This is a genomic window from Ekhidna sp., assembly GCF_965212185.1.
GTDB lineage: Bacteria > Bacteroidota > Bacteroidia > Cytophagales > Cyclobacteriaceae > Ekhidna.
Genome location: NZ_OZ243102.1, coordinates 1,111,269 through 1,138,268 on the forward strand (window position 1 = coordinate 1,111,269; position 27,000 = coordinate 1,138,268).

Genomic DNA, 27,000 nt, shown 5'->3' on the forward strand with positions numbered 1-27,000 from the left:
TTCAAAACAATATTTTGAACCCTGTCTTTATAAAGACAGGGTTTTTTTGTGCCTTTACTTAACTTCGGACTGTGTCAGATAAAGAGCTATTTCAAATTGCTGAGGAGTGGTTTTCGTCCAAAGAATGGAATTCGTTTGAATTTCAACGAAAGGCATGGAAAGCATTTTTAGATGGCAAAAGCGGCCTTTTAAATGCACCTACAGGATCAGGTAAAACATATGCCCTATGGATACCGTGTGTCCTGGAGTTCTTGAGACATCAGGAAAAACATGATGTCCGCCCGGAGCTACAGGTGCTTTGGGTTACCCCTCTTCGGGCATTGGCAAAAGATATTCAAAATGCCATGCAAGCTTTTTGTGATGATTTGGATATTCGTTGGACAGTTGGTTTACGAACAGGAGATACCACTACATCTGAAAGGCAGAAGCAAAAGAAAAAAGCTCCACAAGCTTTGGTAATAACTCCTGAAAGTCTTCATGTCTTATTGTCGCAAAGTGATTATCCAAATTATCTCAAAAATGTAAGAAGCATAATCGTAGATGAATGGCATGAACTTATAGGTACAAAGCGGGGTGTAGCAACAGAGCTGGCTATTTCCAGATTAAAAAAGATATCTGCTAACCAACTCAAGGTTTGGGGAATTTCTGCCACCATTGGCAATCTACCACAAGCAAAGCGTGTTTTGCTGGGTGAAGATCTAAAGAGGGAGGCCGTAACCATTAAATCAGATATTGAGAAGGAAATCATTGTTGAATCTATTCTACCAGATGAGGTTGAAAGATTTCCCTGGTCCGGATATTTAGGAACCAGGCTGCTTGATAAAGTCATTCCTATCATTCGTGAGAGCAAAACCACATTACTTTTTACCAACACTCGATCACAAACCGAGTTGTGGTATCAAGCCATCTTGAAGGAAGCCCCTGATCTTGCAGGAATTATTGCAATGCATCACGGATCGATGGATCTAAACATTCGAGGATGGGTTGAAGATGCGCTACATGAGGGAAAGTTAAAATTGGTTGTGTGCACTTCTAGCCTGGATCTTGGAGTAGATTTTCGTCCAGTGGATACAGTAATACAGATAGGCAGCCCCAAGGGAGTTTCTAGGTTTCAGCAAAGAGCAGGTAGGAGTGGGCATGGCCCAGGGGAGATCAGCAGAATCTATTTTGTACCTACACATTCATTAGAGTTGATTGAAGGGGCGGCACTTCGAGACGCTGTAAAAGAAGGAAAATTTGAACAACGTAAGCCGCTTGAAAAGTGCATGGATGTATTGGTTCAATACCTGGTTACACTAGCTGTTGGCGGTGGATTTAAATCATTGGAGATTCTTGAAGAAGTAAAACAAACCTATTGTTTCAGGCATCTATCTGGTGATGAGTGGAATTGGACAATTGAATTCATAACAACCGGTGGTAGTTCACTTGGAGAATATGATGAGTTTGCTCGAGTCTATAATGATGATGGTGTATTTAGAATAATCAATAATAAAGCGGCTCTTCGACATAAATTATCGATTGGAACAATTGTAGGTGATCCTGCAATGAATGTGAAGTTTTTAACCGGAGGACACCTCGGTACCGTTGAGGAAAGTTTTGCATCTAAATTAAATCCCGGAGATGCTTTCTGGTTTGCCGGACAGAATCTTGAATTCATAAGAATCAAGGACATGTCAGTATTGGTGAAAAAGTCCAAAAAGAAGTCTGGAAAGACGCCTGCTTGGGGTGGAGGTAGGTTGCCATTATCTTCATTGTTATCTGATCAGATAAGGATCAAGCTACAAGCTGCAATAGAGAATAAGTATGAGTCTGATGAGTTGTTGAAAATTAAACCTATTCTTGACTTACAAAGTAAAATGTCAATTATTCCTGGAATTGATACGCTGCTTATTGAAAGAGTAGAGACTGAATATGGGCACCATTTATTCTTTTTCACCTTCGAAGGAATGTTTGTTCATGAAGTATTGGGTGGATTGATTGCCTACCGTTTGAGTAAAAATCAAAAAATCACTTTTTCTATCTCGATGAATGATTACGGATTCGAGCTTCTTTCAGATCAGGAAGTAGCGATCGAAGAAGCCTTGGAGTTGGATTTATTTTCTGAGGAGAATCTATTTGAGGACTTGAATCACTCCATCAATATGACAGAAATGGCGCAGCGAACTTTCAGAGATGTTGCTACCATAGCAGGTTTGATTTTTCAGGGATACCCGGGAAAAACAATTAGGGCAAGACATTTACAAGCATCATCTGGTATTCTTTACAAAGTTTTTGCCACGTACGATGAAAATAATCTGTTGATTAAACAATCCATTGATGAAGTTATGAACCTTCAGTTGGATCAATCGAGGTTTATGGAAGCAATGAGAAGAATAAGTAAGCAGAAAATTGTTTTAAAAAATGTTCAGAAACCGACTCCTTTCGCTTTTCCGATTTTGGTAAGTTTGATTCGTAGGCAAAAGTTGAGCAACGAAGAAGTAACTGATCGAATTTTGAAAATGCAGATGGAGCTTGAGCGAGCCTTCAATTAGCTTTACTTTTACGAACGACTAATAATTAAATCAAGAAGAACGTGAAAAATATTCTAACAATAGTATTCATATTAATTGCCTTTTGTGTCGATGCTCAATCCTCAATAGTAGGGAAGTGGAAAACCATCGATGACGAAACTGGTAAACCAAGATCTGTAGTTGAGATTTATGAGAACAATGGAAGGTTTTATGGCAAGATAATACAGCTATTCAGAGATCCAGGAGAAGATCCTGATCCAATTTGTGAAGAATGTGAAGATGATAGAAAGGGAGAGAAAATCATTGGTATGGAGATCATATCTGATATGAAATATGATAAGGGTGACAATGAATACCGTAAAGGAGAAATACTTGATCCAGAGAATGGCAATATTTATGATTGCAAACTATGGATAGAAGATGGGACACTTAAGGTAAGAGGGTACTTGTTGTTTTTCTATCGAACTCAAACCTGGCTCCCTTATACAGAAGACTAATATGCAGATCGAAATAGTAGGTGAGATTCTTACACTACTTCCAGAAAGAGCCATTTTCTGGCATAAAAAGGAAATGTTAATTCTCTCTGATCTTCACCTTGGCAAAGCTGGCCATTTTCGTAAGCATGGAATACCAGTATCAAGAAAGGTTCACCTGAATGATTTACAAATATTGGAATCACTTATCAAGAGTCTTCAACCAAAGAAAGTGCTTTTGCTGGGTGATTTATTTCACAGTCTTGAGAATAATGAGTGGAATGATTTTTTAAACTTCTTAAGGGTTTATGATTTTGTTGAATTTACACTGGTGGAAGGGAACCATGATATCTTATCTGAATATCCGCCTTCTTTAGGTATTACAAGACAATTGGATTTAGATCCATTTTCATTCACTCACATAAAAGATGCTACCAAATTTTATAACCTTTCAGGGCACATTCATCCTGGAGTTTCTATCCGTGGGAGAGCAAGACAAAGTATCACATTACCCTGCTTTTGTTTCACGCATGATCATGCCTTTTTACCTGCCTTTGGCCAATTTACAGGCATTAAGAAAATACGCCCAAAGAAGACCGACAAGGTATATGGAATTGCAGAAGGTCAGGTAATTGAATTAACGTGAGTTTTATCGTATTTTACAGCTATATAAAGCCCTTTATGTTAATGGAGGGGTTACTTAATGAGAATAAATCGTATTAAAAACTGACTTGGTGTATGAAGGACAGTGAGATACTGGAAAAAATAAGTCTCGGTGATGAGCGTATGCTTGATCATCTCTATAAGAAATATTATAGAATGATGACCAAGATTGTGCTTAGCAATAATGGGACGGAGGATGAGGCGAAAGACGTATACCAAGAGGCCTTACTCGCTTTTTGGCAGAAAGCTGCCAGTGGGAAGTTGGTTTTGACATCCAAAATCAGCACCTATCTGTATAGCATTTGTCTTAATCAGTGGAGAAAGGAATTGGATAGAAAGAGCCGTTTGAGTTCTGAGGAAGTTGATAGAGAGGAGTTTCAAACGCATGACGAGAAAGAGCGTCTAAAAATTGTGATGGAGTGCATCGCTCAGTTAGGAGATGTATGTAAAAAAGTGTTAACCTATCACTATTTTGATGGGATGGGAATGCCAGAAATCGCAGAAAAAATGAGTTTTGCCAATACAGATACGGCAAAAACGAAGAAATATAAGTGTAAAAAGAAATTAGATAGTTTAATAAAGAGCAAATACACCACTGAAGACTTTTTTGATTAGACATGACAAACCTACAAGAGCAAATAGAAAAGTACCATTTAGGACAAATGAGTGAGTCCGAATTGGCAAGCTTTGAGAAGCAATTAAATTCTGATCCCTCCCTTAAGGCAGAAAGTGACCTCCAGGCTGATATTATAAATGGGCTGAAAGGGCACCGAAAGCTTGAGCTTAAATCCAGAATGGATGCAATCAATGTTGGGCCTACCTGGGTCGAATTTATTGGTCAATCCGCATTGATGAAATCAATGGGGGGTGTCATCGTAGCTTCAGTAATTGGGACAGGTATTTACTTTCTTGGCGAACGAGATGAATCGATCACCAATTCAAACCCAATTGAGATTTCAGCACCCACACCCGCATCTGAAGAATATGTATGGGAACTTGGACAGGATGAGGCTGTCAATGCTGAAAATTCACTAGAAAAGCCTGAACTGAAACCTCAAACAACGGATAGTAAAAATATAGATAATACGCAATTAGTTGAAGTTTCAAGTCCTGATCAGGAAGAAGTTCAGGTTGCCAAGGAAAATGGTGATGTCTTCAAGCCATCAGTAGATGCACCTCAGGTTGATGACATAGAAGAAGAAACAAAATTCAAAGCTTCAAATCTTGATGAATTACCAGAGACTGTTGAAACGGCCGAATCGGAAGAGCCGATTGATGTCGAAACTCAAAATAGCAGAAGCAATATCATTAAATACAAATACTTTGATGGTAAGCTTTTCTTGAACGGTGATTTTGATAAAGCACCTTATGAAATACTGGAGATCAACAGTGCATCTGGTAGAAGAATTTATGTCTACTACTTAGGAACATATTATCAAGTTGGAACCACTGATAAATTGATAGAATTGCCTGCTGTAAAAGATCAGGATGTCATTAAAGAACTAAAGCTGATCAGAGAAAACAAGTAATGTTCCAAAGCATCTCCATTTTGCCTAAATTCGTGGCTTAATGGAAGATAAGAAAACCAGAAAAAAACGAAAACTTGGTAGTTATCCCTTTGCCAGTGTGGTCTTTAGTATCACAGTGGCATTGTTGGTTTTAGGGCTTTTTGGTTGGCTATTGCTGCATAGCACCAGACTTGGAACTCGTATTCAGGAAAACATAGAGGTACAGGTTTATCTAAATAAGAATATATCTCAATCTGATATAACAAAGATTAGAACTACGATTGCTGCAAAACCATATATTTTGGTTAAAGATGGAGCTCAAATCACTTTAATTACGAAAGAGGAAGCAGCCCAACAATTTGTTGAAGCTACAGGTGAGGATTTTAAAGAATTCCTGGGTGACAACCCTCTTAGAGATTTATTCACAATGAAAATCAAAGGTGAATATCAGTCACTGGATAGTCTTAACATCATTAAATCCGAGATAGAAAGAATGCGCGGAGTTTTTGAGGTGGAATATGAAGAGAGTCTCATAGAGAGCATTAATCAGAATTTAACTAAAATCGGATTTATTTTATTGGGTGTAGCCATTTTTGCAATGATCGTTGTAATAATCTTGATCAACAATACAATTAAACTGGCACTATTTTCACAACGTTTTTTAATAAGAAGTATGCAGCTTGTAGGAGCCACCAGCTCTTTCATTCAGCGTCCTTTTTTATATAGATCCATGATTTATGGTTTTTTTGCCGGTGTTTTAGCTTGTGGAATAATCTATGGTTTTACAGAATATATGAATAGCATTATTGAAGGGTTGGAGGAACTGCAGGATGTGAATGGTTTCCTAATGCTATTTATTTTCATCCTTACTATGGGAATTATCGTAGGATATCTGAGCTCATTGAGAGCAATTAAGAAATATTTAAAAATGTCATTAGACGAACTCTATTAAAAATGTCAGAGAAAAGAAAACTTGCTTTTGCTAAAGCTAACTATGTAATAATGATTATCGGAGTTGTAATCCTCGCATTGGGATTCATTATCATGACAATGGATACCGAACCTTATGGGTTTGGTTTTCTTGGACTAACGCTAGGACCCATTGTTGTTATGCTTGGTTTTATTATCCAGTTTGTAGCAATATTTTATAAGCCAAAGACAAACTCTGATTCTGAATGAGTTGGATTGAAGCCCTCATTCTGGGCATTATTCAGGGACTTACGGAATTTTTGCCAGTCAGTAGTAGTGGCCATCTTGAGATCGGTTCTGTCTTATTGGATGCTCAGAGTTCAGACAATTTGCTATTTGCAGTCACTGTCCACTTAGCTACAGCACTTGCCACAATTGCTGTTTTTAAAAATGATATTCTAATTCTACTTAAGGATATTTTTAAATTCGAGTGGAACGAATCCACACGATTTGCCTCTAAAATTATGGTATCAATGATACCTGTATTTGTGGTGGCTGTCTTTTTCAAAGATCAAATTGAAGCATTGTTCATTGGAAATTTAGTGTTGGTTGGATCGATGCTTCTGATAACTGGCGCATTATTACTTTTTGCTCATTTCAAAAAGGATGGCACTCAATCTGTTGGTTTTGTAGGAGCCATAATCATTGGTATTGCTCAAGCATTTGCAGTACTTCCGGGTATTTCCAGATCAGGATCTACCATAGCAACAGCTCTTCTTTTAGGGGTTGAACGATCGAAAGCTGCAAGATTCTCATTTTTAATGGTTTTGATACCTATCCTTGGTGCAAGCTTGTTGGAAATACTGGATTATGCGGAAAATTCGTCTGCTCACTCAATTAGCTCGTTAAGCCTCATCATTGGTTTTTTAGCTTCTTTTATATCAGGATTTATCGCATGCAAATGGATGATTAAGATTGTAAGAAGGGGTAAGCTTACCTACTTTGCCATCTATTGCTTTATTGTGGGTTTAATTGCGATCATAGCAGCATAATATGGAAAATAGCTACGAAGAAGGCCGTTTGCTATTAATCAACAAACCAGTTGATTGGTCTTCTTTCGATGTGGTTAAAAAGCTTCGATATGCACTTAAAGTAAAGAAGATTGGCCATGCAGGAACCTTGGATCCACTAGCCACGGGCTTATTAATTATAGGTACAGGAAAGTTTACCAAGAAGCTAAATGAGCTTCAAGGGTTAGATAAAACCTATGAGGGTATCATTGAATTAGGTAAAACAACACCTTCATATGATTTGGAAACTGAGTTCGATAGTGAGAAAGACTGGACTTCTGTAAACCAAGAAATGTTAGAAGGGGCCAGGAAAAAATTAACCGGACCTATCGAGCAAATTCCACCAGCTCATTCTGCAATTAAAGTAGGAGGGGAAAGGGCATATAAAAAAGCCAGAAAGAATAAGGAAGTGAAGCTTGAACCCCGCTCACTCATTATTCATGAGTTCGAAATTGATGGTTCGAATCTTCCAGAAGTTAAGTTTAAAGTGAGTTGTTCCAAAGGAACATATATCAGGAGTCTGGCACATGATTTTGGTCAACTTGTAGGCGTAGGTGCATACTTGAAGAAATTGGTTCGAACTGCGGTGGGTGATTATCAGTTATCTGATGCAATGGATTTAAACGAATTCGTCAGTCAACATAATGAAGGTAGTTGATCATATAGAAGATTTTGAGAAACCTGCGTTTGCGGTTGTAACTATCGGTACGTTTGACGGTGTGCACATCGGCCATCAAACCATCTTAAAGCGATTAGTTAAAGAAGCAAAAGAGCATAATGGACAAAGTGTTTTAATAACCTTCTGGCCCCATCCACGATTCATTCTCAATAAAGATGCTGATAAGCTAAAGCTATTAACGACATTCGATGAAAAAGTTGGTTTGGTTAGAGATCTTGGGGTTGACTACATCTTGAAGATTGCTTTCACACCTGAATTTTCAAATCTGAGTGCTGATGAATTTGTAAGTCAAATATTGGTGGATAAGGTATGTACCAGGAAATTATTCATTGGACATGATCATCATTTTGGTAATAATAGAGAGGGCAATATTCATTTTTTGCATGCAAATGCTGAAGACTATGGATTTGATGTTCATGAAATCTCTAAGCAGGAAATAGATCATATTGGAATCAGCTCTACTAAAATTCGAAATACCCTTGAAAGCGGAGAGATTCATTTAGCTAATTCACTATTAGGTAGACATTATTCAATTACAGGTAAGGTAATCGATGGAAAAAAGAAAGGCCGATCCATTGGCTTTCCCACTGCCAATATTAAAATACAGGAATCTTATAAGTTATTACCAGCCGATGGAGCTTATGCGGTTAGGGTAGCAATAGCAGATAGATGTTTTGAAGGTATGTTAAATATCGGCTTCAAACCAACAGTAGATGGAACAAAAAGAACAATTGAAGCACACCTTTTTAATTTCGATGAAGATATCTACGGTAAGGAAATCAGCGTTGAGTTTGTGAGATCTTTGAGAAAAGAGATGAAATTTGCTGATATTCATGAACTAAAAAATCAACTGCTGAAAGATAAAGAAGCAGCATTGAAAATTTTAAAATGAAAGTTGGTCATTTAATCATATCGACAGTATTTATTATTCTGACAATTTCTTCATGTCAGAAAACAGACGAGTTGATTGATTTTACTGAGTCCGATGAAATCCTTTTGGGAGATAAAATCGCGCAATTTATTGAAAACGATCCTGGTTATTCTATTATCCCCGAGGAAGGAAATACCATTCCATATGGCTATGTTAATTCCAGACTACAAGAAGTAATTTCTACATCAGCAATTTCAAAAGGGGAAGATTTTCAATGGACCATTCGAATATTTGAAAGTGATACAAGGCATGCTTTCGCCCATCCAGGAGGCTATTTATATATCAGTACTGGAATGATATTTTATCTGGATAATGAAGATCAATTCACTGGACTTATTGCCCATTTTGTTGCTCATATTAATCTATCACACATCACAGAACGATTGTTTTTTAAATACGGTGTAAACGGACTTAAATCAATCGCCGAGTCAGGGGATGAAGAGTCAATCAGACAAATAGTAGAAGATTTGGACCTTAATAACAATTATATCATTCTGTCCAGAGCACATGAATTACAGTCAGATACACTTGCAATCACGATTTTATCCGAGACAACACAATCATGCCAATCAAATGGATTGTTTTTTTCCAGGGTTCTTAATGTACAGCCAAGTCAGCAAGCAGCTTTGATTAACGCACACAGATTAACGCAAGAACGAGTTGATGACATTGAAAATATAACATCTACTAATGGCTGTGATGCTATTGTAGACGATGAGTCTTCCTTAAGGTATAGATCATTCAGAAATTCTATACCATAACATACATTTTAGTAAACAGAAATCTTAACCAGATGAAAAAATCAGAGATCAAATTCGTAGTTGAATTAGATAAAGAAAATATTCCCGAAAAAATAATGTGGGATGCAGACGAGAAGGAACAACCTGGCCTGACAGAGACAAAATCAATTAGTTTGTCACTTTGGGATCATGAAAATAAAAATACCATGCGCATTGATTTGTGGGCAAAAGATATGCCTCTGAATGAAATGAAGCACTTCTATATTGATTGCTTAGGAGGTTTGGCACAAAGCGTTCTCAATGCTACAGGAGATGAATACATGAATCAACAGATAACGTCATTATGTGATCATTTGGTTGAACATGTAAAGAATGAAGGATAAGCCTGGTCACTAAACCAACCAATTCACCAAAAATCATTAATATTATGCATGCACAATAAAATTCGAATTGTAATGCATACTTATTACAATTAGCTGATATTTATGGTTAATTTTCTAATTAAAAGCCGAATTTTATTTGAGATAAACATCATCCCTTATGAACCGAAAGATTACTAAAATTATTTTAAGTGCTTTTATGACCTTAATGATGGGTTATTCATTCGCACAAACTACAGTTTCAGGAAAAGTCATTGATGCTGAAACTGGAGAACCTTTAATAGGAACTCAGATTCTTGTAAAAGGAACAGTACTTGGTACCATCTCCGATGTGAATGGAGACTTTAACTTGTCCGTTCAATCCAGCCCTCCCATTACATTAATAATCACATATGTTGGGTATGAGCGCCAGGAAATCGAAGTAACTGCTTCCGGTCAATCACTCAATATCCAATTAGCAGAATCTACACTTTTGGGCCAAGAGGTGGTGGTTTCGGCTTCCAGGGTTGAGGAAAGCATTCTTCAATCGCCTGTTAGTATTGAGAAAATGGATATTCTGGCAGTACAAAATACTTCAGCTGCTAGTTATTATGAGGGTATTGCTAATCTCAAAGGGGTAGATGTGGCCTCAAGTAGTATAAATTTTCAAATCATCAATGCCAGGGGATTTGGATCAACGGGTAATACCCGATTCGTTCAATTAATCGATGGTATGGATACGCAGGCACCAGCGCTCAATTTTCCAATCGGTAACCTGAATGGACCTTCAGAATTAGATGTTGAAAGTGTAGAGCTTATACCAGGTGCAAGCTCTGCGTTATATGGTCCCAATGCTTTTAATGGAATTTTACTAATCAACAGTAAAAACCCATTTGAATATCAAGGATTGAGTGCTTTTGTGAAGACAGGTGTTAACCATGTAGGTAGCGATGCAGATCAGGATCCTGCGCTGATGAACACACTCTCACTAAGATATGCTAAAGCTTTTGAGAACAAATTTGCTTTTAAGGTTAATGCGACATACTCTTCAGCCGATGATTGGCACGGAACATCAGATTTCGATAGAAATGCTGCCAATAATCCTTTTGCAAGTATAGGAGGTGTAAATCCGGGTTCTGATCGTCTTCATTTTCATGGGGATGAAGCAGCTATCAACCTAGCGATCTTTCCATTTAGTTCCAATTTTGCAGCTTTGGCACGATCAAGAAACTTTGGGCCTGGTTTGAGTGCCGATACTTACGCGCAGAACGGAGATTTACCAAATCATGTTGTTTCGGTTTCACCATGGGAAGAAAAGGCCTTAGCAGATTATGGTGCTGAGAACTTAAAATTAAATACAGGACTCTATTATAGAATCAATGATGATTTAGAATTGAGTTATTTATATAACGGTGGGTTCGGTACGAGTATTTATACTGGCGCACAACGTTATTCACTCTCCAATTTCAGCATACAGCAGCATAGATTGCAATTAAGAGCAGATAATTTCTTTGTGAGGTCTTATGCGACAATTGAAAATTCAGGTGATTCATATATCACAGAGTTTTTGGCATTAAAAATGAATGACAACAGGAGTGGAGGTGGAGTTTCTACCTGGCTTGCAACTTACGGTGTGAACTACCTGGAATATTTTAATAATCAAGGATATCAACCGGGAGAAATAGCAGCACTAAGACAATCTGATCCGAATGCTGCTTTATTGATTGATCAAGCCGCTCATAATTATGCTAGGGGATTAAACGATAATCAATATTTTCCTTTAGATCCTGTTGAGCAAGCTGCTGAGTTTGAACGAATAAAAAATGAGGAACTTGATGGTACGATCCCATTTGGTCCAAAATTCAGTGATGCTACAAAGATGTATCAAACTGATGCTCAATATGATTTTAAGAATCAAATTGATTTCATGGAATTTCAGGTGGGAGGTAGCTATCGGATCTTTGACCTTCGTTCTGATGGAACCATCTTTCCAGATCAGGATGGAGGAATCCAAATCAATGAATTTGGAGCTTATGCACAGGTTGGGAAAAGGGTTACCGATAATTTGAAGCTTTCCGGATCTGTTCGATTCGATAAAAACGAAAATTTTGACGGTCAGGTGAATCCTCGTATTTCAGCTGTTTATACTGTTGCTGGCGACCATAATTTTAGGGGGTCATTCCAAACGGGCTTTAGAAATCCAACCACTCAAGGTCAATTCATTGATTTGAATACAATCAGTACGAGACTACTTGGTGGATTGCAAGAAAATTATGATACATATGATTTGGCTAGAACCAGTAGCACCGGTATCCCATTAGCGTACACTGGTGGTTCAGTGGTTAATTTTAGAAATGGAATATTTGCTGATGGATTGGATGCAGGTGACATTGGTCAGCTAGTTCCTTTTACAGAAAATGACATTAAGCCAGTAATCCCTGAAGAAGTGCGATCTATAGAGTTTGGTTATAAAAGTTTAGTTGCAAATAAACTACTTGTGGATGCTGTTTATTATCACAACACATATACAAATTTCATCACTCAAATTCGAATTGTTGTAGCAGAAGAGCTTACATCTGAAACAGCTGATCCAAATCAAGGTCAATCACCAGGTGATCCTAATTATTTAACCATCTTAAACGGTTCTGCTCTCACGTTGAATAGCGATGGATCGTTTACAGGTAATACTGCTCAGATTTACTCCAATTTAGATGATGAGGTTACTTCTCAAGGTGCAGCTATTGGTCTAACTTATAATCTCCCTAGAGGATACAACATTGGTGCTAACTATAACTGGAATAGACTAGAAGGAGGTTTCTCAGATAATAATTTAACAGAATTCAATACTCCAGAGCATAAGTACAATATCAAATTTGGAAATAGAAAAGTGACCGATAAGTTTGGCTTCAATATTACATATAGATGGCAAGATTCTTTCAGATGGGAATCTTCATTCGCTATTGGAAATGTTCCATCCTTCAGTACGCTTGATGCTCAGGTATCATATAAGCTAGAAGAACTTAAATCAGTAGTGAAGTTGGGAGGATCTAATATTGCAGGTGATCCTTACAATCAAAGTTTGGGTGGGCCAAATATTGGAACAATGTATTACATCTCATTAACTTTTGATGAGTTAATGAATTAAGAATAGAATTAAATTAACCTTCAAATAACCGCCATGTCAATAGAGAGATGGCGGTTATTTGTTTTAACTAATAGCCGAAATATGAAGAAGTATTTAATAATATCCCTAACGGTGATATTTTTTGGATGTAGTGATGATGACGGATCGTTATTAGGGAGATACGTTCAAGATGTTTTCGCAGATGTCGATATCACATTTGATATCAAATATGGAGAAGGTGCGGCACTTGTTGGACCAGTCAATGACCTATACCTTGATGTTTATGAGCCTAAAGGTGATAATGAAACAAAACGTCCATTATTACTACTTGCTCATGGGGGTGCATTCATTAGCGGCACTAAGAATGCGATAAAAGATATGTGTATAGCTTATGCAAAAAAAGGTTATGTGGTAGCCAGTATGCAGTATCGATTGATTAATGATCCAGCTATTCTGAATGCAGATTCAGTAGCATATGCGGAAGCAGTGGTCTTAACACTTTCTGATATGAGAGGGGCAATCAGGTATTTACGAAATGATGCATTGAACGCAAATACCTACGGGATAGATCCCAATATGATCATAATAGGAGGGATATCTGCTGGTGGTGTTATGTCTATGAACGTTGGGTTTTTAGATGAGAATGATGCGGGCTATCCTGACTATCTAAAAGAGATTCAGGCACAGTATGGTGGGTTTGAAGGAAATACGAATGATATCAATGTTTCTTCTGAAGTTCAAGGTATTATTAGTTATTCCGGTTCTGTATTTCGTGATGCCTGGATTGATAATAATGATCCACCCATATTTATGGTGCATGATGAATTAGACGCTGTGGTGCCTTGCAACTATGAGGATACCAATGTGGTGCCCTTTCCATTGTTTGCTTATGGATCTTGCTCCATTGTCGATGCTTTGACTGAAAACAATGTGGCTTATGAATTTGTGTCGATTCCTGGGGAGACCAATCCTCCCAATAATCATGTGACTTATTTGGGTGATGAACAGGGTCAGGAGTTAATTAACCAATCAGCTGAGTTCATTAATAAGATATTGACAGGAGAAATTTAATCCACTGCTTTATTATCAAAAAAAGACTATAGAGTCATTCTATGGACTTTTTGTATAATAACATTGTATACTTATTGTAGACATAAAATCTTAGTGACTTGTACTTGGCTGTCTTATGTCTTTAGCTGAAATGCTCTCATAACTTTTTTAATATGAGACAAGAATATAAAAAAAGCCTGTTCATATGAACAGGCTTTCGACTTTATTAATGTCGAGATTTATTGTGTCGCAGCAGGAGCTAGTATACCAGCAATTACATGGATTCTTCCGTTTGAAGAAGATACTGCGTCAACAACAGCTACTTCAGCATCGAAGTTTGTGTATGTTGTTTGATCAGCAAGATCTACATCTCCGTTACTATCAATGTAAACTCCGATACCATTGCTAGCAGGAATTGCATCTGTGTTGTTGAAGAATAAAAGAGATCCACCACCCAACGTATTGAAAGTAGATCCTGTCGTAAGGTCATCTGGGCCTAATGTGTTAATATTATCATCGGTTCCACCGCCCTGTCCAACAACTACGTGATTTCTGATGTAAGCATCCCACTGCTCTGCTGTTAAAGTAGCTGCAGTAATAGAAGCTGCTTCAAATGTTGCATTAGTAGGTGCAAATACCGTTAAATCTTGAACGGCACTCAAAGCACCAACAATTGTTGCCTCTGCTGCTTTTCCTGCATCTGCTTTAGCAATACCTTCTGCAAGGATTGAAAAATCAGCACCAAGTAAAATTGGCTGTGCTACAGTACCTAAAGTTGCAACGATGGCTGCACCAATGGTTGGAGGTACCATTACCACATCAATGATGTGCACTACTCCGTTAGTAGCCTGGATATCAGTAATACTGAAAGTTGCATCACTCGTTGCTCCAGAAATAATGGACGGTCCACCACCAACTTCAAAAGTCTCACCTTGCAGTGTAGTGAAGGTTGCACCTTCAACCAAATCGCTTGAAGCAATTGCTTGATTTGCAACATGGTAAGCAAGAACTGCTGTTGCAATGTCATCACTTACAGTACTGAAATCTTCAAGGCCTAATGTACCAAGTAGTGTAGATAATGCAGCATTGGTTGGAGCAAATAATGTTAATTCTCCATCTGCTTGCAAAGAAGTTTCTAAGCCAACTGCTAAGAGTTCAGATTCTAATGATGAAAGATTATCTCTCCCTTCTACAATCTGCCAGATGCTCTCGGTAGGTGCTGGCTCATCACCATCGTCATCACTACAGCTTGTGAAGACCATAAAAGAAACCATTGCGCCAATAAGCGTAAAGGCTTTAAAATACTTCAAAATCGATTTTTTCATTGTATTTGGTTTTAAGTTAACGTACGAATTTAATATTAATTAATTAATCCGTTAAGTTGCGAAATGTTTGGTATCAAGACACAATTCAGCTCAAAAACGTTGACAGAATATTAAAATTATGTCCGAACCTGACTTCAAATACTTCTCTCGCTTTAGAAATCAGTTGTTTCACATCGTTTTTGGAACGGACACACGTTCCGGAAAACTATTTGATATCGTCCTCTTATGGGCGATTGTTCTGAGCGTGATTAGCGTAATGCTGGAAAGCGTTAGTAGCATTAGAGAAGCATATGATGATGTATTTTTTGTGACTGAATGGCTTTTCACCGTCTTGTTTACAGTGGAATATTTATTAAGGCTTTTCATTACGGCAAAACCAAAGAAATACGCTTTTAGCTTCTTTGGTATTATTGATCTTCTTGCAACCTTACCTACTTATATCACCCTTTTCGTAGCAGGAGGAAGCTACCTTGTAGTCATCAGGTCTATTCGCTTACTCAGGATTTTTAGAATATTAAAGTTGGGTAGGTATCTGAGGGAAGCTTCCGTTTTGTCCGACGCGCTGGCAGCAAGTCGATATAAGATCTTTGTGTTTCTTGGTGCTGTTTTTACGCTGGCTATGATCATGGGTACGCTTATGTATATGATCGAAGGGGGAGAGAGTGGCTTTACTAGTATTCCAAGGAGTATCTACTGGGCTATCGTGACAATAACAACTGTAGGGTATGGCGATATTGCACCACAAACGGTATTAGGCCAGGCATTTGCGTCCATGCTGATGCTCATGGGTTATGCGATCATTGCAGTCCCTACCGGAATTGTCACATCCGAAATTGCCTCAGCTGAAAAGAATAAAAGAAAGGAAGAATCAGCAGGAAGAGTTTGCGCTGCTTGTGGAATAAAAGGCCATGACAAGGATGCAATCTTTTGCAAGAATTGTTCAGCTAAACTTTAGGCAGAGGATTTATTTCTAAATGTTCTGATCACCAGCCAAACGATAGCAATAGAAAAGATGATTATCAAAAAAACATTTGATGCATCAGAGACTGTCAATGAATCAACCCACTCTGAAAATTTGGTATCTTTCTCTTCCATCTCTTTTTTTGGCATAAATATAGCATGTCATTAGGTATAAAGGATTTTAAATTTTGTATCTTACATATTTAAAATTGCACTTAATCATGAATTTACTGTTTACCGCCATACTATCACTCACACTCCAATCTCCAATCACTATCGTTAAGAATAATGGAGATGAAATTAGACTTTCCAATGTTCAGATTTATCAAAATGAAAAGAAGAGTAGCGCAGACTTACTTAACTACACTTATCTGGGCAATGTTGAAAGTATAAAGATTAGAGAAATTAAGAGGATCTCATTCAAAGAGGCTCTTGAAAAGAAGAAAGGGGTTACTACTTATCGTGTGATTTTAGTACGATCAAATAATGACAAACTAGAAGTACAATTAAACCTTGCTAAAGTAGAAGGAATCAATAATGAAGGAAAAAAGGAATCACTTGGCTTAGGTTCTGTTGATAAGATTTCGTTTTAAATAGGTTAATTCTATATTTGCGATCCCAAATTTTGCACTCGTAGTTCAACTGGATAGAATACCAGATTTCGGCTCTGGGGGTTGAGGGTTCGAATCCTTCCGAGTGCACACCAAACACCTATTAACGTAGGTGTTTTTTTTATATCTATTTTTCAAAAAAAATGTAGAAACAGGAAGGATGAGAACCTTGGTTCGAAATGAAGCGAAGCGAATTCACGAGGGGTTTTGCGTATGGAAGTGTGTATGAGTAATCCTTCCGAGTGCACACCAAACACCTATTAACGTAGGTGTTTTTTTTATATCTATTTTTCAAAAAAAATGTAGAAACAGGAAGGATGAGAACCTTGGTTCGAAATGAAGCGAAGCGAATTCACGAGGGGTTTTGCGTATGGAAGTGTGTATGAGTAATCCTTCCGAGTGCACAAAAGGCATCTACCAAAGTAGATGCCTTTTTCGATTCGACATCTCAAAATTAAATCAGATTGACAAGGAAGGATGAGAACTGTAGCTCCGAAATGGAGCGAAGTGGAATTCACGAGGGGTTGAGTGCATGGATGAGCGTATGAGTAATCCTTCCGAGTGCACTAAAAAAAGCCCTGACGGCTACCATCAGGGCTTTATTTTTTAGCGGTGATTTTATTTAAGTTTCTTTTGGTCTTAGCTCAGCAGGACAAGTAAAACAATCACCGTTAAAATGGATAAGAAAAATCTAACATAGTTCATAATTGATTGCATTTTATTGTCAGTAGTAGGGCCATTATCTAATGGTTTACCCCTAAGTATTTCTACTAAAAACGGTTTTATCTCGATGAAACGAAGGTATATGTTCGATATCCTTCTTTAAATGTTGAGGTTAGACGATGTGACTCATCACCTATTTCATCTATATCCCAGGCTTGCGTCATACCACCAACATTTACAATAAGTTGGTCATTCCCTTGAGTGATGTACCATGTGCCGATTAATCCGGGTGGATCTCCTGGTTCACATTTAGTGGCCCCTTCATTTATCTCATAGGTTCCATCAGGAAAGTAGGTAATGAAATTATCGGTGACACATTCGTGCGGCAATACAGTTCCGAATTCAATTTCAATTTTTTCAACCTGCCAGGTTCTTCCGAATTCATTTTCTCCTGAGATTAATTCTGCAGGTGATTTTGGTCTTGGTCCATCATCGTAACAGCTAGTTATAAGGACGCATAAAAGTAGGAGACGTAAAAAAGCCATAGTTGAGTGATTTACAACTATGGCAAGCTTTTATGGAAAGACCCCTAAAGGCCTATATAGCCAACTTATCCTATGAAAGGACTTCTTTTACTTTTTCAGCCGCGTCTTTAAGTACAATTGCTGATGTTACTTTCAATCCAGAATCTTCTATAATTTTAGCACCTTCTTCTGCATTCGTTCCCTGTAATCTTACAATTATTGGCACATTGATGTCACCAATATTCTTGTAAGCTTCTACCACACCATTCGCTACTCGATCGCATCGAACGATTCCACCGAAAATATTGATCAAAATAGCTTTTACATTCGGATCCTTAAGAATAATTCTGAATCCAGCTTCTACGGTCTGAGCATTCGCTCCTCCACCTACATCCAGGAAGTTTGCAGGTTCACCTCCAGAAAGTTTGATGATGTCCATGGTAGCCATGGCAAGACCGGCACCATTTACCATACAGCCTACGTTACCATCAAGTTTCACGTAGTTAAGACCTGACTTTCCTGCCTCTACCTCTAATGGATCTTCTTCAGTAAGGTCTCGAAGTTCAGCAATGTCTTTGTGACGATATAGTGCATTGTCATCAATGTTTACTTTAGCGTCCACAGCTAAAATTTTATTGTCAGATGTCTTAAGTACTGGATTAATCTCAAATTGAGAAGCATCTGTAGCCTCATAAGCTTTATAAAGCGCGAAGATGAACTTAACCATGCCTTTGAAAGCATCCCCTTCGAGACCAAGTGCAAATGCTACTTTTCTAGCTTGAAATCCTTGTAATCCAACAGCAGGATCAATCCACTCTTTTACTATTTTATCTGGAGTTTCTTCAGCTACCGTTTCTATGTCCATGCCACCTTCAGTAGATGCCATGATTACATTTTTACCAGTACCTCTATCAAGTAGAATAGAAAGGTAATATTCTTTTGGGTCTGACTCACCCGGATAATAGACATCCTGAGCAATCAATACTTTGTTAACTTTCTTACCTTCAGCTCCGGTCTGATGGGTGACAAGTGTTCCTCCTAAAATATCTTTTGCTTTAGGAGCTACTTCATCCAGACTTTTTGCCAATACCACACCATTAGATCCTGTCTCGTTGACTTTCCCTTTACCTCTTCCTCCAGCGTGTATCTGAGCCTTGATAACGTACCATTCAGTACCTGTCTCTCGGTTCAACTCTTTGGCAGCCTCTACAGCTTTATCTGGCGTATCTGCTACTACACCTTCCTGAATGGTTACTCCGTATGATTTTAGAATTTCTTTGGCTTGGTATTCGTGAATATTCATGTGTACTTGTATGTTTTCAATGGCCACATGGAATTCCCATTAAAAATTTCAGTTTCGAGGAAAAAATGAAATCTGAATTTTTAATGCTCATTTCATGGAAATAAATTTTGTGCGAAGCTAAATCATCGGGAACGCATAACCAAGTTTGGGGCCGATCAGATAGCTTATATCTGGATGTAAAACATATCTTTGCGGCCATGCTAAAAGCAGAAAATATTCAAAAGTCTTACGGTGGGCTTGAGGTGTTGAAAGGAATCAATCTTTCAATTGCTAAAGAGGAGGTGGTTAGTATAGTAGGAGCATCAGGAGCTGGGAAAAGTACGCTGTTGCATATTTTGGGAACGCTTGATATTCCGGATGCTGGAAAGGTTACCATTAATGATATTGAAGTATCATCGCTTTCTCCAAAGAAAATGGCTAAAGTAAGAAATGAGGAGATTGGTTTCATTTTTCAATTTCATAATCTTTTCCCTGAATTTACTGCTTTAGAAAATGCCTGTATTCCCGCTTTTATTAAGGGAGATAAAGATGCTGAGAGTAGAGCTAAAGAACTATTAAAAATTCTTGGCTTAGCTGACAGGGTCCATCATAAGCCGTCTGAATTATCCGGAGGTGAGCAGCAAAGAGTATCTGTTGCCAGAGCTCTGATCAATGACCCTTCCATTGTGTTTGCCGATGAACCCAGCGGAAACCTGGACTCTCAAAGTGCCGATGAATTGCACAAACTTTTTTTTGACCTAAGAAACAAAATGGGCCAAACATTTGTCATAGTGACTCATAATATGGAGCTAGCTGGAATGGCAGATCGAAAATTGGAAATTAAGGACGGAATCATAACTTCTTGATAGATATTGAGTCAGGGAGTTAGATATATGCTTTTTGCTTCATTCACTTTCACTTTGATGAAAGTCTGCGTCAAGCTTGTTCCTCATATTCCGGCAATTGAAATCATTCTCTTCAGATCGGTGATTTCTCTAGCTATTAGCGTTTTCTTTTTAAGTAAACAAAAGGTCAGCGTATGGGGCAACAATAAACCATATTTGATTGGAAGAGGTGTAGCTGGTGCAATTGCGCTTGTGATATATTTTAGTCTGTTGCAACAAATTCCTCTAGCAACAGCCTCAACACTTCAATACCTGGCTCCAATCTTTACCGCTGTGCTGGGGATTTTTATTGTTGGAGAGAAAGTCCGAAATGTTCAATGGCTATTCTTTGCGATTAGTTTTGCAGGCGTTTTAGTAATCCAGGGATTTGATCCTCGTATTTCCTTCATTCATTTGGTGATGGGTGTAAGTGCTTCGCTTTTCATGGGCTTAGCTTACAATTTTATTAGGAAACTGAAAACCAGTGAACATCCATTAGTAATTATTTTCTACTTTCCTCTGATTATGTTGCCCGTATCTGCTATTTGGTCTTCTTTCGTATGGGTACAGCCAATAGGCTATGACTGGCTGGTGCTAATATTGGTTGGAATAACAACCCAGATTGCTCAATTTTTAATGACCAAAGCGTATCAGAAGGAAGAGCTAAACAAGGTATCCATTCTTACATATATTGGAATAATTTATTCGTTGGCATTCGGATTTATCATCTTTGATGAGACGTATAATTTAGTCACATATGGAGGCATGGCTTTAGTCCTGACTGGAGTCATATTTAATGTAATGTGGAAGAAGAAACATCCTTGATTTTAAGTAGGCCTTCTGCTTAATTTGCAATCCTAAAACAGAAAAAGATTTACCAACATGGGACGAGCGTTTGAATACCGTAGAGCAGCAAAGGAAAAGCGATGGGATAAGATGAGCAAGGTGTTTCCTAAGCTTGCAAAAGCAATAACTGTTGCAGTGAAAGAGGGGGGAGAAGACCCGGAAATGAATGCCAAGCTTCGTACTGCTATTCAAAATGCCAAGGCTGAAAATATGCCGAAGGACAATATTGAAAATGCGATCAAACGAGCTTCTGGAAAGGATATTGATGAAATATCCGAAGTGACCTACGAAGGAAAAGGGCCCCACGGAGTGCTCGTGTTTGTTGAAGCTGCAACAGACAACACAACACGAACTGTAGCAAATGTAAAGTCCTATTTTAATAAAGCTGGAGGTAGTTTCGTACCATCCGGATCATTAGAGTTCATGTTTGACCGAAAGGCTGTGTTTGAATTTGAGAAGACAGAGGGTATGGATAGGGAAGAGCTAGAGCTCTCACTTATAGATGGTGGCTTAGAAGAGTTGGAAGAAAATGAAGGTATGTTCTACGCTTATGCTGATTATACTCAATTTGGTGAAATGAGTAAGGTTCTTGAAGATTTAGAAATTGAAGTGAAGAAAGCCAATCTCAAAAGAATCTCAAATAATCCGGTCGAATTCACTGAAGAACAATTAGATGAAATCGAGAAGATGCTTGATAAGATAGAAGATGACGATGATGTGCAGGCAGTCTACACTAACATTGCTTAATATGGGTAAAAGACACTATTTTTCAGCGATTATCCTGATTATTTCTATGCAAACTACCTATTCTCAAAATGAGGCGTTGATAGGAAAGTGGGTAATGGTTGAAGTTATTCAGAATAGCGAAGATGTTACTGCGGACCATAATCCAGAAAATGATCGCTTCATTGTTTTTTATGAGAATAACACATTTGAGTCAGGAGGAACTCCTTATGGAAAAAACACAGGGAAATATTATTACGACCTCTCCAAAAATAGATTGATGCTGGATAGCGATGCGGGTGCTGATGATGATTCTGCGTGGAAATTGAACATTGAAGGTGATAACATGGAATGGACTGGAATCGGTAGTGAGTGGGCTGAAAGATTTAAGATATTACACACTAAGGTTACAAAATAAAAAAGGGACTCAAATTTGAGTCCCTTTTTTTATTGCTAGATATCTTATTAAGCCAACTTACTAATCAAATCAGCTGCTCTACTTGAGTAACCAGCCTCATTATCATACCAGCCTACAACTTTCACTAAGTTGCCTTGGCATGAAGTAAGCTTAGAGTCGAAGATATTTGAGTGCGGATTACCAACAATGTCAATTGAAACAATTGGATCTTCTGTGTATTCAAGAATTCCTTTCATTGGACCTTCAGCAGCAGCTTTCATCGCAGCATTCACTTCTTCTTTAGTCACCTCTCTGCTTAAAATACAGGTTAGATCGGTTAATGATCCGGTAGGGGTAGGGACTCTCATTGCAATCCCATCCAATTTACCATTCAGGTGAGGTAGCACCAGACCAACTGCTTTAGCTGCACCTGTAGATGTAGGTATTATCGATACAGCACCTGCTCTTGCTCTTCTTAGATCTTTGTGTGGAGCATCTTGTAAACTCTGATCTGATGTGTAAGCATGTACAGTTGTGATGTAGCCTTTCTCTAACCCGAAAGCATCATCCAAAACCTTTGCCATAGGAGCAAGACAGTTTGTAGTACATGAAGCATTTGAAAGGATGGTTTCATCGCCAGTCAATGTATCCTCATTAACACCCAAAACAACCGTCGGTATGCCGCCTTTAGCAGGTGCAGAGATAACTACTTTCTTAGCTCCAGCTTTTAAGTGCTTACCAGCTCCAGCCTCATCAAGGAAAAATCCTGTGGATTCTAATACTATTTCTACTCCAAGATCTGACCAAGGTAAGTTTTCAGGATCACGTTCAGCGTAAACTGGAATAGCTTTTCCATTCACTATGATATTTTTATCATCAGCTTCCACTGTACCAGGGAATCTTCCATGGTTGGAATCATATTTTAAAAGGTGAGCTAAAGTATGCGTATCTGTAAGGTCATTGATCGCAACTACATCTACATTGTTTTTTTCAAGGAGCGCCCGGAAACTTAGTCTTCCAATACGTCCAAATCCGTTAATACCAATTTTCGTTGACATGTGATCTTGCTTTGATTTTTGAGGTGCAAAAGTAAGTCTACTTTTCGAGCAAATCAATTTTATTGTTAATGGTCGTTTACAGCACTTTCATAACCATTCATATCAAAAACCTTTCATAATGCTATATGATTGTTTAAACTGCGGCACAATAAAATCTCTAACGTTAAAATGAAAAAAATTAAGAATCTATTTGTTGCATTTATTGCAGTAATAACGATGCTGACGGCCTGTACTTCCGGAGGAGACAGCCAATCCAGCGATAAGTTGTCCATTGACTATGAAAAGTATACACTCGAAAACGGGCTGGATGTTGTGCTGCATCAGGATGAGTCCGATCCAATAGTAGCAGTATCAATCATTATTCATGCAGGTTCAAGCAGAGAAAAACCCGGAAGAACCGGTTTTGCTCATTTCTTTGAACATATGTTATTCCAACGATCTGAAAATGTTCCTGATGGAGGATTTTTCAAAAATATCAATGAGTGGGGTGGAACCTTCAATGGCGGTACCTGGACAGATGGCACCATTTACTATGAGGTAGTTCCAAAGGATGCACTAGAAAAAGTACTTTGGATGGAATCTGATCGAATGGGTTATTTCATTAACGCAGTTTCTCTTGCTAGTCTTGAAGGTGAAAAGCCTGTAGTGCAGAATGAAAAAAGACAGAACTACGATAACAGACCATATGGGCATACTCGAGCGGTAGTTGCCAAGGCATTGTATCCGGAAGGACACCCATACAGCTGGTTGACAATTGGAGAACTAGAAGATCTTCAGAATGCTACATTAGAGGATGTTAAAGAGTTTTATGATGAATGGTACGGTCCAAACAATGCCACGTTAGTAATAGCGGGGGACATAGATAAAGCAGGAGTAAAAGAATTAGTTAAAAAATACTTTGGCGAGATTCCTTCAAGAGGAACTGATACCCCAATGGATCCTCAACCTGTTATGCTAGAGGAGACTAAAGTGATTTATCACGAAGATAATTTTGCTCAATTACCTGAATTACGTATGACCTATCCGACGGTAGAGCAATACCATCCGGATCAGTGGGCACTTGATGCTTTAGGTCAAATCCTTTCAGATGGTAAGCGAGCTCCGTTATATAAAGCAATTGTAGAGGAAGCGAAAGTTGCTCCTAATGTCAATTCATACAATAGTTCAAGTGAAATAGCAGGTACATTCACTATTAGCGTTAGAGCAAATGCCGGAACGGATTTGGATTCAGTAAGAGCAGTTATTAATCAGACACTAGCTGATTTCGACAAGGAAGGATTTGATGTGAAAGACCTGGAGAGAATCAAGGCGGGACTAGAAACGAACTTCTACAATGGTATCAGTAGTGTTTTGGGTAAAGCATTTCAGCTTGCTTCCTACAATGAGTTTGCAGGCGATCCAGGATTTATTGAAAAGGACATTGAAAACATCAAAGCAGTAACACAGGATGATGTGATGCAGGTATTCAGAAAATACATTCTGAATAAAAATCATATTGTTACGAATTTCGTCCCTAAGGGATCCACTGATCTTGCGATGGAGGGTGCGATAGCAGCCGATATCAAAGAAGAAGCTATTAATGAATATGGTCAAAGTGAAGTAATTGAAGAGGAGGGGGATTTTACCATCGTAAAAACAGGATCTTCATTTGACCGTTCCGTAGAGCCTGATTTCGGAGAGAAGCCTCTGGTAACACCTCCTACTATCTGGACAAGCCAAACCGAAAATGGAATAGATGTGTATGGTGTAGAGGCAAATGAACTTCCATTGGTTAATTTTTCCATGAGAATCATGGGAGGTCATTACCTGGATGATATGAATAAGGTGGGCGTAGCAAACCTTATGACCGATATCATGATGGAAGGAACAGCCAATAAGACGCCTGAGGAATTGGAAGATGCCATCGGTCAGCTTGGAGCTAACCTAAACATGTTCACTTCAGATGAATATATCCAGGTGTCAGGTAATTGTCTTTCCAGGAATTTTGAAGCAACCATGGAATTGGTTCAGGAGATTTTGCTGGAGCCAAGATGGGACGAGAAAGAGTTTGAACGAATTGTTAACCAAACGCAGCAATCCATTAAGCAACGAGAAACTAATCCGAACGCAATAGCAGCTGTGGTGATGGATAAGAAACTATATGGTGAAGATCACATCCTTGGACATCCGTCTATCGGATATCAAGATCATGTGAAAAGCATCACTATGGATGATCTAAAAGCGTTCTATGAAAATTACTTTGCTCCAAATGTGACGAACTATCATGTGGCTGGAAATGTATCTCAAGAACGTGCGCTTAAAGCTTTGGGTAGGTTACAAACAGAGTGGGCGCAGAAAGAAATTGCAATGCCTTCATACGAAGTACCTCCGGTACCTAATGAGCCGGAAGTATATTTTGTGGATGTTCCTAACGCAAAGCAGTCGGTCATTCGAATGTCACGCTTAACAGTACCATCAAACGATCCTACCTATAATGAGATCATGGTAGCTAATGATCGTTTAGGAGATGGTTCTTCGGGTAGGTTATTTCAGATATTAAGAGAAGAAAAGCAATTTACTTATGGAGCCTATTCATTCCCGGGAAGGGGTGTAATGACACCAAGTACATTTGGAGCATTCTCTAGCGTAAAATCGTCTACTACAAAAGATGCTTTAGATACGTTTAAGGAAGTGATAGGAAATTACGGATCTACGTATACTGATGAGGATCTTGAAAAAACAAAAACGGCGATGATCAAGGAGAATGCAAGAAACTTTGAAACACTAGGAAACTTGTTGAGCATTCTTCAAAACATCAGCACGTATGATCTGCCTAAAGATTATATCAATCAAGAACAGCAGGCTGTAACAAATGCAAGCATTGAAAGCATTCAGGCTACTGCAAATGAATACTTTGACCTTAGTAACTATATATTTGTGATAGTAGGTGATAAAGCTACTCAGTACGAGAAACTAAGAGTTGATGGCGCTGGAGACCCTGTGTTGGTCGATCGTTATGGCAATGAGGAAGGAGTGATGTAAATTCACTTTCATACAATAACTTATAAACCCGTCTTGCTTAGCTTGGCGGGTTTTATTTTTTAATTGATTATCGCACATGTTCGAGAATTTAAATATTGGAGGGTCTCTTGAAGAAGATGATTTTGAGGATTGGCTTGTTCAAGGCAGATCAAGTAAGATCAGGTACCATTATATGGTCATACTATGGGATGAGACACATCAAGATTTCAGGCCTGTTTACTTATCTGAAAGGTCAGAATTGGAAAAATATACCGATCGAGTAAATGTTGGAGATGTTTTTATAGCGGGATATGATTTGTATACTGAATCAAAGATTATGTAAATGCGCACATCACTTGACCTTCGGTTTACTCATACCCACTACCTTGTCGCACAGCCCTTCATGAAGCTCCTTTTAGTCGCTTTCGAACCTACGGTTCTCATCCGCATTTTGATATAAAAAAACCCCGACGATGCTGTCGGAGTATTCTTGAGGCGCTGAGCGGATTATTCATACGCACATCCATGCGCAAATCCCTTCATGGACCTTCGGTCTCGAACCTACGGTTCTCATCCGCTATTTAGATATAAAAAAAGCAACCCTTTCAGGTTGCTTGTAAAGAGGCGCTGAGCGGATTCGAACCGCTGTAAAAGGTTTTGCAGACCTCTGCCTAGCCACTCGGCCACAGCGCCAATATTTTTAATAAAAAA

At 38.4% G+C, this 27,000-nt stretch carries 27 protein-coding genes and 2 tRNA genes; 23 read left to right on the plus strand and 6 right to left on the minus strand.

Annotation, left to right across the window (positions count from 1 at the left end; translation table 11 throughout):
* Positions 1-71 precede the first annotated feature (71 nt).
* The 14 genes from ACOMC3_RS04835 to ACOMC3_RS04900 all read left to right on the plus strand — a co-directional run bounded on the left by ACOMC3_RS04835 (position 72) and on the right by ACOMC3_RS04900 (position 14,037).
* Positions 72-2,531: a ligase-associated DNA damage response DEXH box helicase gene (locus tag ACOMC3_RS04835; RefSeq protein ID WP_420318402.1), complete on the plus strand. Its 2,460-nt coding sequence runs from the start codon at positions 72-74 to the stop codon at positions 2,529-2,531.
* A 41-nt stretch (positions 2,532-2,572) separates the two neighbouring features.
* Positions 2,573-3,007, plus strand: a complete 435-nt coding sequence (locus ACOMC3_RS04840) for a DUF2147 domain-containing protein (protein ID WP_420318403.1) — start codon at positions 2,573-2,575, stop codon at positions 3,005-3,007.
* Position 3,008: 1 nt separating this feature from the next.
* Positions 3,009-3,629, plus strand: coding sequence for a ligase-associated DNA damage response endonuclease PdeM (pdeM, locus tag ACOMC3_RS04845; protein ID WP_420318404.1), 621 nt, complete (start codon positions 3,009-3,011; stop codon positions 3,627-3,629).
* A gap of 92 nt (positions 3,630-3,721) precedes the next feature.
* Complete coding sequence (locus tag ACOMC3_RS04850) at positions 3,722-4,261, plus strand: RNA polymerase sigma factor (protein WP_420318405.1); 540 nt, start codon at positions 3,722-3,724, stop codon at positions 4,259-4,261.
* A gap of 2 nt (positions 4,262-4,263) precedes the next feature.
* The gene (locus tag ACOMC3_RS04855) at positions 4,264-5,175 is read left to right on the plus strand and encodes a hypothetical protein (protein WP_420318406.1); all 912 of its coding nucleotides are present in this window, start codon (positions 4,264-4,266) and stop codon (positions 5,173-5,175) included.
* 40 nt (positions 5,176-5,215) lie between these two features.
* Positions 5,216-6,106 carry a cell division protein FtsX gene (locus ACOMC3_RS04860; protein WP_420318407.1) on the plus strand — a complete coding sequence of 297 codons (891 nt, stop codon included), beginning with the start codon at positions 5,216-5,218 and terminating at the stop codon, positions 6,104-6,106.
* A gap of 2 nt (positions 6,107-6,108) precedes the next feature.
* Entirely contained in the window at positions 6,109-6,333 is a 225-nt protein-coding gene (locus tag ACOMC3_RS04865) for a DUF3098 domain-containing protein (RefSeq protein ID WP_420318408.1), read from the plus strand.
* Positions 6,330-7,115, plus strand: coding sequence for an undecaprenyl-diphosphate phosphatase (locus ACOMC3_RS04870; RefSeq protein ID WP_420318409.1), 786 nt, complete (start codon positions 6,330-6,332; stop codon positions 7,113-7,115). The genes ACOMC3_RS04865 and ACOMC3_RS04870 overlap by 4 nt, the downstream gene beginning before the upstream one ends.
* Position 7,116: 1 nt before the next feature.
* Positions 7,117-7,791 carry a tRNA pseudouridine(55) synthase TruB gene (gene truB, locus ACOMC3_RS04875; RefSeq protein WP_420318410.1) on the plus strand — a complete coding sequence of 225 codons (675 nt, stop codon included), beginning with the start codon at positions 7,117-7,119 and terminating at the stop codon, positions 7,789-7,791.
* Positions 7,778-8,704 (plus strand): bifunctional riboflavin kinase/FAD synthetase, encoded by a 927-nt coding sequence (locus ACOMC3_RS04880; RefSeq protein ID WP_420318411.1) that lies wholly within the window; start codon positions 7,778-7,780, stop codon positions 8,702-8,704. The genes truB and ACOMC3_RS04880 overlap by 14 nt, the downstream gene beginning before the upstream one ends.
* On the plus strand, positions 8,701-9,504 hold the full coding sequence (locus tag ACOMC3_RS04885) for a M48 family metalloprotease (RefSeq protein ID WP_420318412.1): 804 nt from the start codon (positions 8,701-8,703) through the stop codon (positions 9,502-9,504). Before ACOMC3_RS04880 ends, ACOMC3_RS04885 begins: the two co-directional genes overlap by 4 nt.
* Before the next feature lie 32 nt (positions 9,505-9,536).
* Positions 9,537-9,866 carry a gliding motility protein GldC gene (gene gldC, locus ACOMC3_RS04890; RefSeq protein ID WP_420318413.1) on the plus strand — a complete coding sequence of 110 codons (330 nt, stop codon included), beginning with the start codon at positions 9,537-9,539 and terminating at the stop codon, positions 9,864-9,866.
* Between the two features lie 157 nt (positions 9,867-10,023).
* The gene (locus ACOMC3_RS04895; RefSeq protein WP_420318414.1) at positions 10,024-12,987 is read left to right on the plus strand and encodes a TonB-dependent receptor; all 2,964 of its coding nucleotides are present in this window, start codon (positions 10,024-10,026) and stop codon (positions 12,985-12,987) included.
* A gap of 81 nt (positions 12,988-13,068) precedes the next feature.
* Positions 13,069-14,037: a carboxylesterase family protein gene (locus tag ACOMC3_RS04900; protein WP_420318415.1), complete on the plus strand. Its 969-nt coding sequence runs from the start codon at positions 13,069-13,071 to the stop codon at positions 14,035-14,037.
* 218 nt (positions 14,038-14,255) lie between these two features.
* Here the strand turns inward: ACOMC3_RS04900 and ACOMC3_RS04905 are convergent, their stop codons facing one another.
* Entirely contained in the window at positions 14,256-15,341 is a 1,086-nt protein-coding gene (locus ACOMC3_RS04905; protein WP_420318416.1) for a fasciclin domain-containing protein, read from the minus strand.
* A gap of 118 nt (positions 15,342-15,459) precedes the next feature.
* Here ACOMC3_RS04905 and ACOMC3_RS04910 point away from each other — a divergent pair, with 118 nt between their 5' ends.
* Positions 15,460-16,296: an ion transporter gene (locus ACOMC3_RS04910; protein ID WP_420318417.1), complete on the plus strand. Its 837-nt coding sequence runs from the start codon at positions 15,460-15,462 to the stop codon at positions 16,294-16,296.
* On the opposite strand, the gene ACOMC3_RS04915 is transcribed toward ACOMC3_RS04910, so the two are convergent.
* Complete coding sequence (locus ACOMC3_RS04915; protein ID WP_420318418.1) at positions 16,293-16,451, minus strand: hypothetical protein; 159 nt, start codon at positions 16,449-16,451, stop codon at positions 16,293-16,295. The genes ACOMC3_RS04910 and ACOMC3_RS04915 overlap by 4 nt on opposite strands.
* A 71-nt stretch (positions 16,452-16,522) precedes the next feature.
* On the opposite strand from ACOMC3_RS04915, the gene ACOMC3_RS04920 reads away from it, so the two are divergent.
* Positions 16,523-16,894: a hypothetical protein gene (locus ACOMC3_RS04920; RefSeq protein WP_420318419.1), complete on the plus strand. Its 372-nt coding sequence runs from the start codon at positions 16,523-16,525 to the stop codon at positions 16,892-16,894.
* Between the two features lie 34 nt (positions 16,895-16,928).
* A tRNA-Arg gene (locus tag ACOMC3_RS04925) sits at positions 16,929-17,002 on the plus strand.
* 692 nt (positions 17,003-17,694) lie between these two features.
* On the opposite strand, the gene ACOMC3_RS04930 is transcribed toward ACOMC3_RS04925, so the two are convergent.
* Both ACOMC3_RS04930 and sucC read right to left on the minus strand, forming a co-directional pair.
* Complete coding sequence (locus ACOMC3_RS04930) at positions 17,695-18,120, minus strand: hypothetical protein (RefSeq protein ID WP_420318420.1); 426 nt, start codon at positions 18,118-18,120, stop codon at positions 17,695-17,697.
* A 70-nt stretch (positions 18,121-18,190) separates the two neighbouring features.
* Positions 18,191-19,402 carry an ADP-forming succinate--CoA ligase subunit beta gene (gene sucC, locus ACOMC3_RS04935; RefSeq protein ID WP_420318421.1) on the minus strand — a complete coding sequence of 404 codons (1,212 nt, stop codon included), beginning with the start codon at positions 19,400-19,402 and terminating at the stop codon, positions 18,191-18,193.
* A gap of 197 nt (positions 19,403-19,599) precedes the next feature.
* Between sucC and ACOMC3_RS04940 the strand changes: the two genes are divergently transcribed.
* Genes ACOMC3_RS04940 through ACOMC3_RS04955 form a run of 4 tightly spaced genes read left to right on the plus strand, consistent with a single transcriptional unit; the run spans position 19,600 to position 22,252 of the window.
* The gene (locus tag ACOMC3_RS04940; RefSeq protein WP_420318422.1) at positions 19,600-20,247 is read left to right on the plus strand and encodes an ABC transporter ATP-binding protein; all 648 of its coding nucleotides are present in this window, start codon (positions 19,600-19,602) and stop codon (positions 20,245-20,247) included.
* Between the two features lie 27 nt (positions 20,248-20,274).
* Positions 20,275-21,090, plus strand: a complete 816-nt coding sequence (locus tag ACOMC3_RS04945; protein WP_420319305.1) for a DMT family transporter — start codon at positions 20,275-20,277, stop codon at positions 21,088-21,090.
* A 57-nt stretch (positions 21,091-21,147) separates the two neighbouring features.
* Positions 21,148-21,858, plus strand: a complete 711-nt coding sequence (locus tag ACOMC3_RS04950; RefSeq protein ID WP_420318423.1) for a YebC/PmpR family DNA-binding transcriptional regulator — start codon at positions 21,148-21,150, stop codon at positions 21,856-21,858.
* Between the two features lies 1 nt (position 21,859).
* On the plus strand, positions 21,860-22,252 hold the full coding sequence (locus ACOMC3_RS04955) for a hypothetical protein (protein ID WP_420318424.1): 393 nt from the start codon (positions 21,860-21,862) through the stop codon (positions 22,250-22,252).
* A 47-nt stretch (positions 22,253-22,299) separates the two neighbouring features.
* Here the strand turns inward: ACOMC3_RS04955 and gap are convergent, their stop codons facing one another.
* Complete coding sequence (gene gap / locus ACOMC3_RS04960; RefSeq protein WP_420318425.1) at positions 22,300-23,289, minus strand: type I glyceraldehyde-3-phosphate dehydrogenase; 990 nt, start codon at positions 23,287-23,289, stop codon at positions 22,300-22,302.
* Positions 23,290-23,457: 168 nt separating this feature from the next.
* Between gap and ACOMC3_RS04965 the strand changes: the two genes are divergently transcribed.
* A complete protein-coding gene (locus tag ACOMC3_RS04965; protein ID WP_420318426.1) occupies positions 23,458-26,310 on the plus strand; it encodes a M16 family metallopeptidase in 2,853 nt (950 codons plus the stop codon).
* A 76-nt stretch (positions 26,311-26,386) separates the two neighbouring features.
* A complete protein-coding gene (locus tag ACOMC3_RS04970; protein WP_420318427.1) occupies positions 26,387-26,632 on the plus strand; it encodes a hypothetical protein in 246 nt (81 codons plus the stop codon).
* 279 nt (positions 26,633-26,911) lie between these two features.
* On the opposite strand, the gene ACOMC3_RS04975 is transcribed toward ACOMC3_RS04970, so the two are convergent.
* Positions 26,912-26,982, minus strand: a tRNA-Cys gene (locus tag ACOMC3_RS04975).
* Positions 26,983-27,000 lie beyond the last annotated feature (18 nt).